We start from the raw sequence: 12,658 nt of genomic DNA on the forward strand, positions 1-12,658 counted from the left end.
AAAGATCTTGATGACGATATCATCAAGATCTTTTTAAATACAAAATATTAATATAAAACAGCAAAATCCAATCACTACTCCGATTAAAGCTAAACTGTCAAATTTGCTCCATTTTAATTGACGTAAATGAGTACGTTTTTCCCCATCCGTATAACCACGTAAAATCATAGATGATGCTAACTGCTCTGCACGCCGAAAAACATTCATAAACAATGGTACAAAAATTGTCACACTACTCTTGATTCGACTAAAAATTGATTGTTTCTGAAAGTCAACGCCACGTGCTTTTTGTGCATTTCTAATGTTAGTAACTTCATCAGTCAAGGTTGGCACGAATCGTAATCCAATCGCGGCTACCAAACCAATATCATCAGGATTTACTCCTACAAATTTTAACGGATAACAAATTCCTTGAATTGTTTGAGCAATTTCAGTTGGATCAGTCGTCATTAAATAAATGGTTAAAACTACAATCGCAATTAAAAACCTGAAAAAAGCCAGCGTGGCAATTTGAATCCCAAAACTAGAAATTGTAAAAATACCCCAATGCCAGTAAACTTGACCGCCCTTGCTAAATAACACTTGAATTACAGAAGTTAATAAAATTATATAAATGAAAAATTTAGTTCCTTTAATAAAAAACTTCCAACCAACTTTAGACATGTGAATCAGCAATCCACAAATCACCAGTAAAATCACAAAGCCAATCCAACTATGATTAACGAAACTAGCAATAATTAATATCACAGCCGTAATTAATTTTAAAAGAGGATTTAATCGATAAATTAAAGTCGTCCCTGGCAGATATTGACCAAAAATAAACTTATTCACGACGTTCTCCTTTCTGACCAAACTGCTTTACTAAGGTTTCAATTAACTCATTTTTAGTAATTGGCAACTCATTATTAAACTGGTGATTTTTCATTAATTTCAAATAAAATTGAGACGCCTCGGGTAATTCTACTAATGGTTGGGAAGTCGAAAATAATTCGCGTGGAATTTCATCGGCAACCACCTTACCATCTTTCATTACCACCACTTGATCTGCAAATTCAGCCACATTTTCCATCGAATGCGTCACCATAATAATGGTCATCCCACGTTCTGTTTGTAACTTTTTCAATAAATACATCAAGTTTTGATTTCCAGCAGGGTCTAAGCCTGCACTCGGCTCATCTAAAACCAAAACTTCAGGTTCACAAGCTAATACTCCTGCTAATGCAACCCGCCGCATTTGTCCGCCCGATAGTTCAAAAGGTGATTGTTCAAATAATGAAGCATTAATTCCAACTTCAGCCAACCATTTTTCTGCTAACTCCTTAGCTTCACTTTCTGATTTGCCAAAATTAAGCGGTCCAAACATCACATCTTTTAAAACTGTTTCAGCAAATAATTGATTTTCGGAAAATTGAAACACCATTCCAACGTTTTTACGCACTTGTTTTAATTGTTTAGTTTTAGTTCGATTAATAATTACCTGACCACCAATCATCACTTCACCAGTAGTTGGCAATTCCAAACCGTTCAGTAATTTAATTAACGTTGATTTTCCACTACCCGTTTTACCAATCACAGCCGTAAATTTACCAGTCGAAAAAGTTAGATTAATGTCTCGCAAAGCCGTAAATTCCAGCGGACTATTTAAAGAATAAGTATAACCAACATGTTTTAATTTAATTTCCATAATTGTTTGATTAACTCCTCTTCGTCTAAATATTCCTGTGGCATAGCGATGCCATGATTAGTGAGAGCTCGCTGAACTTGATAAGTTAGTGGTGCCGTCAATCCGCAACGAGTTAACAACTCTGGTTGGGAGTAAACTTGGCGGGGTGCGGATTGGGTCAGAATCTCGCCCTTATTTAATAAAATAATCCGATCCGACCACATTGTTTCATTAATATCGTGAGTAATTGCCAATACCGTAGTGTTTTGTGCTTCGTGTAATTTACGTACTACTTTTAAAATTTTCTCACGCGTGACTGGATCAAGCATACTCGTTGCCTCATCTAAAATAATTAATTTTGGTTGTTGAGCCAGCACACCAGCTAATGCAACTCGTTGTTTTTGTCCCCCGGATAACTGACTTGGAGCATGATTAATAAAATCTTCCATTTCAACAGCTTGTAAAGCTTCACGAACACGTGTGTTCATTTCTGCTCGCGACATTCCTTGGTTTTCTAGTCCAAAAGCGACGTCATCTAACACCGTTGAACTCACAAATTGGTTCTCTGGATTTTGAAAGACCATCCCGATTTGTGCACGCAATTCGTTGCCATTTTTCAAATTCATAGTTTTTCCAAATACGTGAATCTGGTTACTTTCATCTTCCAGTAAACCAACTATCAGCTTAGCTAACGTTGATTTGCCGCTTCCATTAGCACCAATCAAAGAAACCCATTCACCTTGATGAATCGTTAAGTTAATTTTTTTTAGACTAGACTGGGTTTGTTCTGGATAATGATACGTTAAATTTTTAATTTCAATTACTTTTTCAGTCATGATAAAATCCTTTACCAAATAAAATAAAGAGGATTTCTCTTTTAGAGGTCCTCTTTATTCTACCATGTTGCTATTTTGTTTTTGCTTGACGATGTTTTAATAATGGTAAACAAATTAACGGAACAACGATGGCAGCCAAAATAGTTTCTGGAATGCTGTTGGTACCAACTGTTGCCATTAAAACCTTAGTAATCAAACTGGGATCACTAACTCCGTAAGCATGTGCTACGGCTGGCGTTCGATAAAAAATGGCAATCATTCCTAAAACTAACAGAGCATTAGTAAGACTGCCAACAACAGCCGTGATTACTAATGAAAAGATTGGTTTGATTTTAGTCTTTGTTAATGCCATAAAGACGTATCCCGCAACCACTCCAATTAAAATCCGCGGTAAAATTGAAACCAATGGATTAGTAAAAATCAATGGTTCAACGGGGCTAGTTGGAGCCGTGAAAGCTCGGATAAATGATAATAAGCCCCAGACTCCACCAACAATTCCTCCGTCGAGCGGACCTAACATGACAGCCGCAATGATAACGGTAATGTGAATCGTTGTTAAACTAAGTGGTCCCACCGGAATGTATCCGAATAATGGAACGAAATTTTGAACTAAAATAATGGCAATAAATAATGCCAGGATGGAAATACGATAAGCCTTTGATTTTCTTAACATCAGCGCTACTCCTTCGATTAATACCCAAATTATACGCTAAAAACGACTCTTTTTTTATAATAAATTAATAATGACGTACTGGCTAGGGATTTAATAACAACAAACCAGGAAATGTGTAACACAAAGTTCCTGATAATTTTAGTGTGATAAAATAAATGAGAAGTTTACTTGAAAAATAATTATGGAGAATAATAAAAATGAATAGAGTACAAAAATACAAAAAACATTGGTATTCAAGAATTTGGCTTTGGTTAATAATTATAGTTTTGATTTCAATCGTTGGTCTTGCAATGATTGGAAAAAATTCAAGTCATAAAAATGTTTCAGATACCACAGATAAAACCAGTAAAACGCACAAACATAAGAAACATAAAACTGATAAAAACTCGACTGATGACCAAGATGATTCTAATAATGAACAGTCAAATACTCAATCAAATAGTAACAACAATAACCAAACAAGTACATCACAACCGGTTAAAACAAGCACTTCTAATCAACAATCAAGTAAATCACAAAGTTCAAGTACTCCAAAACCAGTAAAAACATCGCAACCTACTACTACGAAAACTAATAATCAATCACAGCCTAAAGCACCTGCTACAAAAGCCCCTGCTACAAATAATTCACAACCAGCAGATAATTCACAGAAACCTAGCGATAATAACAACCAACCAGATCAGTCTAAACAAACGCCACAGGATAATTCTCAGCAACAACCTGAAAATAACAGCGGCGATAATAAAGCAAAACCACAAACTAATGAAGAATTTATTGTAAATCCTTCATCTGATACAACTAATCCCGACCAAGATAATAATCAAAATCAATAATACATATCATAAATAAATTTCTTTTTACAATGCTTCGTTTAGCCATCTTTTAAATTAATATGGTAAAACAAACGTAAAAGGAGAATGATATTATGGTAAAAGTTTTTGCAAGTCCTTCACGTTACATTCAAGGAAAAGATGTTTTTGTGCATGCTAGTAAGTATTTAAAAAAATCTAGGCAATCATCCATTACTAATCAGTAGTGAGAATATTATGAAAATTATTGGAGATCAGCTTAATACCGATTTACAATTAAATAATTTCGACGTAGAATGTCCTGGATTTAATGGTGAAGCTTCTGATGAAGAAATTGACAGATTAATCAAAGATGGTAAAAGTCATCAAGCTGACTTCGTAATTGGTCTTGGCGGCGGTAAGACAATTGATACTGCTAAAAATGTTGCTTATCAATTAGGCATTAAAGTTGCCTGTTTACCAACTACTGCTTCAACTGATGCTCCATGTTCTGCTCTATCAGTAATTTATAACGAAGATGGAACATTTAAAAAATATTCATTTTATGATAAAAATCCAGATTTAGTATTAGTCGATACCAATGTGATTGCCCATGCTCCAGTTCGAACGTTAATATCAGGACTCGGAGATGCAATGTCAACTAACGTTGAAGCAATGGATGTTGCACAAGCACATTCTAATTCAATGGTGCATGGTTCTCAGACAACTGCTGCTCTAGCCATTGCTCAAACTTGTATGGACAATTTATTTAAGTATTCTACTGAAGCCATTGCAGCTGCTAAAGCAAAAGTTATTTCGCCAGCTTTAGATACCATTACAGAAACTAACACTTTGTTAAGTGGCCTTGGTTTTGAAAGTGCTGGGTTAGCTGCAGCTCATGCTATCTATGATGCATTTTCAGTAATACCAGGAGAAAGTCAAGCCATGCTACATGGTGAAAAGGTTGCTTATGGAACACTTTGTGAATTAGTCTTAGATAATGCTCCAGCTACCAAACTTGATAAATTTATCGACTTTTTCCAAGAAGTTGGTTTGCCAACTACTCTTAAAGAATTACACATGGAAAATTGTACTTACGAAGATTTTGTAAAAGTTGGTAAACAAGCTACCATCCCAACTGAAACAATTCATAATATGCCCATGAAAATTAGTGCTGAAGATGTCGCAGATGCAATTATTGCTGTTAATAGTTATGTTAAAAATCGTAAATAATTGATAAAAAAATCTCTGATTTAACTGTCAGAGATTTTTTTACTATTAATTTTATCGCATAAACCGCATCAACTGATTCAACACACGTTTAATCCATCCCACCTGCCGTGCATTGCGATAAGCCTGCTCTCGTTTGCTTCCCTTAGTATGTTTGGCAACTTCGTATAATGCAGTGGTAATAATAATCAGTAATAACGCAATCAATACAAACAGACTATTACGACCATGCAGACCATATTTAGCTAAATAAATGATTTTATTAATCGAAAATAATAATGAGTAAATGATGTTTAATGACATATCCTTACCCCTTTCTACCTACTATATATTATCGGTATCAAGCTCAATGTCAAAAATTATCCTTTTCTCCGTTGCTAAAGGCTTCATAATCTTATAATGTTTGTTAAACTATGATTGTTGGTAACTCTAACTCAAAGAAATGAAGTTCACTAATGAAAAAATTAAACAACAAATATCTTAAATCAGTCTATAACGCCATCATTATTATTTTAGCAATCGTTTCAATCACGATGGTAATTTTAGATCTTAATAATATTATCAATCTCACCAAATATCCTTACTATGAAATTGATATTTCAATTTGGATTATTTTTATCTTTGATTATTTTGGTGGACTAATCTTTTCTCAAAATAAAAAGTTGTTTATTAAACATCATATCTTTGATTTACTGGCAATTATCCCGGTTAATTCATTTTTCATGGTTTTTAAAGCCTTCCGTTTTACCAAAATCTTTAGGTTAGCAAAATTAACCAAACTAAGTCGCTTACTGCGTTTAGTAGGAGTGACTGGAAAATTAAAAGACCGAGTTACTAAATTTTTAAAAACGAACGGTTTCATTTATCTAGCTATCATTTGTGGCATTATTTTAATCATTTCGGCTGGAATTTATTCATTATCGGAAAATATTTCTTTCTCTAAAGCAATTTGGTGGGCAATGGCAACCACAACTACGGTTGGTTATGGTGATATCAGTCCCACAACGACGATTGGAAAATTAGTCGCCGTGGTGTTAATGTTAGTCGGCATTGGATTTGTTGGAATGCTCACAAGTACAATCACTTCGTTTTTCGCTCATGAAAATCAAAAAGTCGAATCGGTGCCTGATGAAATCAGAAAGTATAAATCATTGCTAGATGATGGTATTATTACCAAAGCAGAATTTGAGACTAAAAAGAAACAACTACTAAAATTAAAATAAAAGGAGTACATTATGATAACTGCAACTATCGTTATAATTGGAATTGTTGTTTACATTCGTTACAAGAAAAAGAAAACATCTCCAGATGTAAGTAAAGAATTAATCAAATATCAAAAACTACTTAAGAAGGGCATCATTACTCAGGAAGAGTTTGATAAGAAGAAAGAAAAATTGTTGGATTTGTAGACTAAAAAAACGTCAATCATAAAAGATTGACGTTTTTTTATAATTTATTTTTTATTCAATTCCAAAAAATATTTAAATAATAATTTTACTCAAAAAATCACATCCTAAAAAAATAAATTTAGTTTCACACACCATATATAGTGTGTTTCTCAAAAAGCAAGCACTATATATAGCGGTTAGTCATTGTCAATTAAATAATTGGTAGTAAAATTTAATTACTTGATAATTTATATAATAAAAGGAGAGATTAATATATTGCTAATTAATAAATGTAAAACAGATTTAAATGAATTTGAATATACTCCACAAGAACTAAACAAAATAAAATTAGAAGATAGTAATAATAAACTAATTCACCATCTTTTTTGTATAGGGTGCGGTGTTCAACTTACATTTACAATGGCCTCAGAAAATAAAAGGGCATTTTTGAAAACCAAAAATAAAAAAAATCATGAAGATAATTGTTCTGCAGTTAGAACCGTTAATGTAAATGGAAACTATAAGAGAACTCCTATAACAGAAACAGTAGAATTAACTTCACTAGATAAAGATAAAAAAAGAAAATATCTTTATAAAAAACTTCATTCTAAAAAAGACAAAAAAGAAAATTCAAGAAAAAACAATTTCAGAAGAAAAATCACACAAAAAAATGATAAGACTGATAATAAAGATAAAAGTACCACTATAATTGGAACAAATAACTCAGAAAAAGTAAAAACAAATAATGAAAAACATAAAAATAGTCCTAGAGCTAAATATATTGCAGTTCAAAAATTAACTTCTAATATGGTTGGTAACACCTACTTTTTTTATGGATATTTAAATTACGTCAATATTAATAAGAATTATGTGGAATTAACCGTTAATTATAACGAAAATAAATTGAAAATTTATTCATCAGTGTCATTTTTAGCAAATGACAAATATTTAAAGAAACGTGTGGAAAGTCTTAAACTAAAAATAAACACAAAAAAAGAACGACCTGAAGTTTTCATTACTGCTGAGGTACAAAGAGTGGGACCAGAAAATTTTGAAGCTGTTTTCTACAATGAAAATGATTTAGGTTTCCCAACTAATCCGTTAATTGTATATCTAGACAAATAAAAAAAGCATCAATGAATTTTGATTATCATTGTTGTTTTTAGTAAAAATTAAAACATACAACAAAACTATAAACTATTATGATTATCAGAAAAATCATATGGAGGAATAGGAATTGAAATCTTAAGTTTATGCAGCGTTTCATATAATTGGTTTTCAGAAATCTTTTTTAAATTACCATGTGGACTTCTATACCAGTATTTTGAATTTACATCTTTAAAAACCATAGCCAAACTCGGTCTTTCCCCTCCCATAGCAGATCCACCTGTCTTTATTTTTATTGAATTTTTGCCAGGTTTCAATACATCTATATATACTGTTTCATCCGGTTGAGCATTTATTTTATCAAAATCATCTTTTGACTTATTACTAACAGAAAATATATATGAACTATAAACTGGAGCCGAAGAATTATTTTGTATAGTAGCATCATAAGGAATAGTATTTTGCGAAGCACCATTTGGCTGTTCAATTGATGAAAGTCCTTCAATCCAACATGATATCTCGCTAGCCTGTTTGGATTCCATATTTTTAACGTTATCATTCTGTTGTTTTTTCACAATAGATAAATTTTCATTATTTTGTTTAGAAGATATTATAAAAGCAGTAAATGCTATCATAACACTTACAAAAGTAATAAAGTCAGATATTTTAACTTCATTATTAAAAGTTAATTGTCCTTTGTATATTTCAATGCTTATAAATAAAAAAGTAATAACAAAAACAACACTCACAAAAATTATTATATAATATTTACCCACGATTAAAATTTCTCCATACTTTAAAATAATTAAACATTCAAATAGAATTTATCAGAAATTTTATTTTGATCAATAAAATACAAATTTCCTTTACTTCTTGTACATGCAACATATAACTTAGATTTAGTTGTATTTGCAAGCGAATTCAATCCGTTTTCTTTTTTATACAATTTAAAAGTTGTCGGATTTAATACCACACATACATTATCAAAAGTTAGTCCTTTTGATGCCCCCCAATTCATAGAATTACAATTATAAATATCACTTTTTTGATAAAATAATTTGATAATAGCATTATCGTTAATTATTTCAGATATTTTATTTTTATCACTGACAAATAGTACTTTACCAATATCAACTTTATTTGATTCTTTTTTACTATAAATATTAATTTTTAGTTTATTCCTAACAAACTCACAAATTTCATTGCCACATCTTCTACTAAAAATCAATGAATTTTCATCAATATTAAAACCATAGTTCATAAAATTATTTATCCATCTATTTTTATTTAATTTAATTCCTTTATTTTTATTCTCCCTATTGCTAGTAAAATAAGTTTGTTGATAAAAGTCTCCAACAAGTGTAACTGGAATATCCAAACTCGAAAGATTACAAATCCAATCTAAATCATCAGAAGAAAAGTCTTGAACTTCATCTACAAATAAATTATCAAAATAATAATCTATTCTTTCTAAAAATTTAATATTACTTGAATTCAAAAACTTAGCAAATGTCCTTGTCATAAAATACTCATCTTTATATAAATAACAAGGCTTATATCTTCTATGTTTAAATATTTCTTGTTGAATAGATGTATCAAATATAATTCCTGACACTTTTTTATTCATTAAAGGACGAGCACAAAAATTATATAAAAATTCCCAATATCCAAATACATGGATGTTTTTAGGAAAATATCCAAATTTTTTTTAATTCTTTCTTTTAACGACAATTGATTAGCAATAGTATAAGTTATTATACATGTACGCTTTTTTTCTGAAAGACAATCAATAATTAATTGTGTCTTCCCTGACCCTGCAACAGCATTAATGACTATTTTATTATCCATTTAATAGCCTCATTTATATAATCTGGCACATTATAATCATTACTAATAACATTATTTTGAAAACAATTCAAAAGTCTTAAAGCCGCTTCAGACTTGTTATTAAGCAAAAAACTCAGAACACCGTTTTTCATATGGCTACTTTTAAATTTATTTTCATAGAATTGTTCATTATTTTTATAAAGTGAAACTTCAAATGTATACATTTGAGGATTATCGTCAGTAAAAATTTTAATATTTGAATTTTTACTGAATTTTTCATAACTAGTAGTAACATCAACAAATCCTACCTTACCTTTGTTTTCTTCATCATTATCAGTAATAACTACAACTTTTTTATTTAATAATTCAGCAACTCTTAAATAATGTTTAAATGTTTTCCCTCCACATGCAATTATACTAACATCTTTTTGATATGGTTTCATACCAGTTTCATTTTCAAAAAACTTTTCCATTAATATGTATTCAGCATCACCTTCAACTAAAATTACTTTCTCAGAAAGAATAAAAGTTAAAAATGAGTTACTTGGTGCCTTCTGAAAAAATTGTATGGTATTTTCATCAACAGAATTTAAATTTTTCACATAATTCTTTTCATTAACATTATTCAATATTATTAATTTTGATATATCAATTCTACTTGCTATCATATCGCTATGTGTTGCTATAATAGATTGCTTTTCAGATGAAGTATCTTCAATTATTTTTATTAATCTATGCATATTATTATGACTCAGATGATTTTCTGGTTCTTCTATTAGCAAAATTTTATTTTCTTTATCTTTTCTTGCAATACTAGTTGACTTAACTCCTAAAATAACTTGCTCTCCTTTCCCTAAATCTTTGAGTCTAACATTATTCTTAACTGCTGTAATATCCTTCGAAAAATCATTGTTGTCTTTAAAATCCAATTTTAATTTATAATCAGAATAATTCTCATCTAAATTATATTCTGAATATAATTTAGATGAGAATTTTTCAGACATCTCTTTAAATCCATGACTAATTTTATTTCTATTCTCAATACTTGATTGTGAATTATAAAGTTTTTTTACAAAAGTATCTAATGACTTTTCTGTACTTATTTTTGAAGTATCAATTAAATCATATTTTAATCGAAAAGGTCTATTGAAACTTGTATATGATGCACCGCTAAATGTCATATAATTTACTGAATAATATTCAAATGGAAAAGTACCCCCTTTGTTAATTATTTCTGATATTTCTTCTTCATAATCAACATTGGGTTCTATTTTCAATTTCAAACCATTCACTGCTCTACTTTCACTATTATGTACTCCATTAATTTTAAAATTATCTTTTTCAGTATCTTCGCTTAAAAAAATTTCTACAAATAGTGAGGGTAAATTTTCTATTTTTCTATCTTTTCCATTAATAAAGTCATTAACTGCTTTAACATTGAATAGTGACTCAAGTCCTATAGAAGATATCTGATTTATAGAACCACTCAAAACTAAGGCAATAGCCTGAACTATAGTAGATTTACCTACTCCATTTGCACCAATTAATATGTTACGAGATGAATTTAAGACAATTTCATTATCCTTAAAAATTTTAAAATTTCTAAATTTTATTTTTTCAATCATTAATTTCATTCCTTACTTTTTTTATAAAGCATTATTCTAATAATCATAATGCTTATTTTACTACAGCATTTATTAAAATGACTAAAAATATATATTAAATCCTGTTCATTTAAGAATAAATCATTTGATCTTTTTTTAATATTAAAGTACAATTATTACACTGACAAAAACGTATATAAATATATAAAACAAATTATATAGAAGGGAAATAAAATATGGGCAAATCATTAAATGTTTTAGAACTATTTGCTGGCGTTGGCGGTTTCAGAGTTGGATTAGAAAATTCTGACAAAAACTATTTCAAAACTAAGTGGTCTAATCAATTTGAACCTGCAAGAAAAAGTCAAGATGCTTTTGAAGTATATAATTATAGATTTCCTGATTCAGAAAATATTGGAATTGATATTAACGATATAAGTAATAAAAAATTCAAATCAATGAATGCAGATTTGATTGTAGGAGGATTCCCATGTCAAGACTATTCAGTAGCTAGATCCACCAAAAATGAATTAGGTATCAACGGAAAAAAAGGGGTTCTTTTTTGGCAAATTATACGTGCTATACAAAACATCAATCCCAAATATCTTTTGCTAGAAAATGTAGATAGACTTTTAAAAGCACCTACAAAACAACGAGGTAGAGATTTTGCAGTTATGTTAACTGCTTTAAACAAATTAAATTACTCGGTTGAATGGCGCGTAATTAATGCAGCTGATTATGGACAAGCTCAACGAAGAAGACGTACTTACATTTTTATTTTTAGAAACGATTTGAAATATGCTAAAAAATTAGATAAAAAATTTGAAACTAACGATTTGAAAAATGAAGATACTTATAGTGAATACATTCTTAAAACTGGATTATTTGCAAAACAATTTCCAATCAATAAATCACCATATAAAAACAGAAAAACATTTTATGAATTACCAAAAGACATAGTAGATACATCGGATAATTTTTCCGGAAAAGTATTTAATTCAGGTATTATGAGACATGGTTCTTATTACACAATTGACACAAAAGCTATTGGAAATGAAGATCCAATTCCATTAAAAGATATTGTTCAGAAGGAAAAAGACATCCCTGAAAAGTTTTTCGTAACTGCTAAAGAAAAAATTGAAAAATTTGCTTATCTTCGTGGCCCAAAGAAAAAAGAAAGGACTAGTGCTGATGGTCATACTTATACTTATAGCGAGGGTGGTATGGCACCAACCGATGATTTAAACTTACCTGGAAGAACTATGTTAACATCTGAGGGTTCCGTTAATAGATCTACACATTGGTTAAAAATAAATGATAAATACAGATTTATTACTCCAATTGAAGCCGAGAGACTTCAATCATTTCCAGATGACTGGACTAAATATAAATTAGTAAATGGTAAAAAAGAAGAAGTTTCTGACAGAATGAGAATGTTCTTTATGGGAAATGCTTTAGTTACAAATATAATAAAAAGAATTGGAGATGGGATTAAAGAAATTGATAAAAACGAAGAATAAGAAAAAGGATATATTGACTATT

Annotated in this window: 13 protein-coding genes and 1 pseudogene; 6 read left to right on the forward strand and 8 right to left on the reverse strand. The window is 30.0% G+C overall.

The annotated features are described in order from the left end of the window. Nucleotides 1-33: 33 nt before the first annotated feature. From AC0GLR_RS06075 to AC0GLR_RS06090, 4 genes are all read right to left on the reverse strand, one after another. Nucleotides 34-831: an energy-coupling factor transporter transmembrane component T family protein gene (locus tag AC0GLR_RS06075; RefSeq protein WP_495604566.1), complete on the reverse strand. Its 798-nt coding sequence runs from the start codon at nucleotides 829-831 to the stop codon at nucleotides 34-36. Beyond that, a complete protein-coding gene (locus AC0GLR_RS06080) occupies nucleotides 824-1,684 on the reverse strand; it encodes an energy-coupling factor transporter ATPase (RefSeq protein WP_495604567.1) in 861 nt (286 codons plus the stop codon). The genes AC0GLR_RS06075 and AC0GLR_RS06080 overlap by 8 nt, the downstream gene beginning before the upstream one ends. Further along, nucleotides 1,669-2,499, reverse strand: a complete 831-nt coding sequence (locus AC0GLR_RS06085) for an energy-coupling factor transporter ATPase (RefSeq protein WP_495604568.1) — start codon at nucleotides 2,497-2,499, stop codon at nucleotides 1,669-1,671. The genes AC0GLR_RS06080 and AC0GLR_RS06085 overlap by 16 nt, the downstream gene beginning before the upstream one ends. A gap of 70 nt (nucleotides 2,500-2,569) precedes the next feature. Then, a complete protein-coding gene (locus tag AC0GLR_RS06090; RefSeq protein ID WP_495604569.1) occupies nucleotides 2,570-3,172 on the reverse strand; it encodes an ECF transporter S component in 603 nt (200 codons plus the stop codon). A gap of 197 nt (nucleotides 3,173-3,369) precedes the next feature. Between AC0GLR_RS06090 and AC0GLR_RS06095 the strand changes: the two genes are divergently transcribed. Together AC0GLR_RS06095 and AC0GLR_RS06100 are read left to right on the forward strand one after the other, a co-directional pair. After that, the gene (locus AC0GLR_RS06095; protein ID WP_495604570.1) at nucleotides 3,370-4,005 is read left to right on the forward strand and encodes a hypothetical protein; all 636 of its coding nucleotides are present in this window, start codon (nucleotides 3,370-3,372) and stop codon (nucleotides 4,003-4,005) included. A 92-nt stretch (nucleotides 4,006-4,097) separates the two neighbouring features. After that, nucleotides 4,098-5,193 (forward strand): annotated as a pseudogene (locus AC0GLR_RS06100) (glycerol dehydrogenase). Between the two features lie 51 nt (nucleotides 5,194-5,244). Here the strand turns inward: AC0GLR_RS06100 and AC0GLR_RS06105 are convergent. Beyond that, nucleotides 5,245-5,493: a hypothetical protein gene (locus tag AC0GLR_RS06105; RefSeq protein ID WP_495604571.1), complete on the reverse strand. Its 249-nt coding sequence runs from the start codon at nucleotides 5,491-5,493 to the stop codon at nucleotides 5,245-5,247. 152 nt (nucleotides 5,494-5,645) lie between these two features. On the opposite strand from AC0GLR_RS06105, the gene AC0GLR_RS06110 reads away from it, so the two are divergent. From AC0GLR_RS06110 to AC0GLR_RS06120, 3 genes are all read left to right on the forward strand, one after another. Further along, nucleotides 5,646-6,413, forward strand: a complete 768-nt coding sequence (locus AC0GLR_RS06110; RefSeq protein WP_495604572.1) for an ion channel — start codon at nucleotides 5,646-5,648, stop codon at nucleotides 6,411-6,413. Nucleotides 6,414-6,425: 12 nt separating this feature from the next. Further along, complete coding sequence (locus tag AC0GLR_RS06115) at nucleotides 6,426-6,599, forward strand: SHOCT domain-containing protein (protein WP_495604573.1); 174 nt, start codon at nucleotides 6,426-6,428, stop codon at nucleotides 6,597-6,599. Between the two features lie 255 nt (nucleotides 6,600-6,854). Beyond that, nucleotides 6,855-7,703 (forward strand): hypothetical protein, encoded by an 849-nt coding sequence (locus AC0GLR_RS06120; protein WP_495604574.1) that lies wholly within the window; start codon nucleotides 6,855-6,857, stop codon nucleotides 7,701-7,703. 65 nt (nucleotides 7,704-7,768) lie between these two features. On the opposite strand, the gene AC0GLR_RS06125 is transcribed toward AC0GLR_RS06120, so the two are convergent. The 3 genes from AC0GLR_RS06125 to AC0GLR_RS06135 all read right to left on the reverse strand — a co-directional run bounded on the left by AC0GLR_RS06125 (nucleotide 7,769) and on the right by AC0GLR_RS06135 (nucleotide 11,137). Continuing rightward, entirely contained in the window at nucleotides 7,769-8,461 is a 693-nt protein-coding gene (locus tag AC0GLR_RS06125; protein WP_495604575.1) for a hypothetical protein, read from the reverse strand. Between the two features lie 29 nt (nucleotides 8,462-8,490). After that, nucleotides 8,491-9,207 (reverse strand): hypothetical protein, encoded by a 717-nt coding sequence (locus AC0GLR_RS06130; RefSeq protein ID WP_495604576.1) that lies wholly within the window; start codon nucleotides 9,205-9,207, stop codon nucleotides 8,491-8,493. A 310-nt stretch (nucleotides 9,208-9,517) separates the two neighbouring features. Beyond that, nucleotides 9,518-11,137 (reverse strand): ATP-dependent nuclease, encoded by a 1,620-nt coding sequence (locus AC0GLR_RS06135; protein ID WP_495604577.1) that lies wholly within the window; start codon nucleotides 11,135-11,137, stop codon nucleotides 9,518-9,520. Nucleotides 11,138-11,352: 215 nt separating this feature from the next. On the opposite strand from AC0GLR_RS06135, the gene dcm reads away from it, so the two are divergent. Continuing rightward, nucleotides 11,353-12,636 carry a DNA (cytosine-5-)-methyltransferase gene (dcm, locus tag AC0GLR_RS06140; RefSeq protein ID WP_495604578.1) on the forward strand — a complete coding sequence of 428 codons (1,284 nt, stop codon included), beginning with the start codon at nucleotides 11,353-11,355 and terminating at the stop codon, nucleotides 12,634-12,636. Nucleotides 12,637-12,658: the final 22 nt, after the last annotated feature.

The sequence above is a fragment of the Fructilactobacillus sp. YLN 2412 genome, from assembly GCF_059488745.1.

Coding starts and splice junctions, on each gene's coding strand:
- AC0GLR_RS06080 (WP_495604567.1), bottom strand. CDS start 1,684: ATGGAAATTAAATTAAAACATGTTGGTTATACTTATTCTTTAAATAGT.
- AC0GLR_RS06085 (WP_495604568.1), bottom strand. CDS start 2,499: ATGACTGAAAAAGTAATTGAAATTAAAAATTTAACGTATCATTATCCA.
- dcm (WP_495604578.1), top strand. CDS start 11,353: ATGGGCAAATCATTAAATGTTTTAGAACTATTTGCTGGCGTTGGCGGT.
- AC0GLR_RS06095 (WP_495604570.1), top strand. CDS start 3,370: ATGAATAGAGTACAAAAATACAAAAAACATTGGTATTCAAGAATTTGG.
- AC0GLR_RS06105 (WP_495604571.1), bottom strand. CDS start 5,493: ATGTCATTAAACATCATTTACTCATTATTATTTTCGATTAATAAAATC.
- AC0GLR_RS06130 (WP_495604576.1), bottom strand. CDS start 9,207: ATGACAAGGACATTTGCTAAGTTTTTGAATTCAAGTAATATTAAATTT.
- AC0GLR_RS06110 (WP_495604572.1), top strand. CDS start 5,646: ATGAAAAAATTAAACAACAAATATCTTAAATCAGTCTATAACGCCATC.
- AC0GLR_RS06090 (WP_495604569.1), bottom strand. CDS start 3,172: ATGTTAAGAAAATCAAAGGCTTATCGTATTTCCATCCTGGCATTATTT.
- AC0GLR_RS06135 (WP_495604577.1), bottom strand. CDS start 11,137: ATGATTGAAAAAATAAAATTTAGAAATTTTAAAATTTTTAAGGATAAT.
- AC0GLR_RS06115 (WP_495604573.1), top strand. CDS start 6,426: ATGATAACTGCAACTATCGTTATAATTGGAATTGTTGTTTACATTCGT.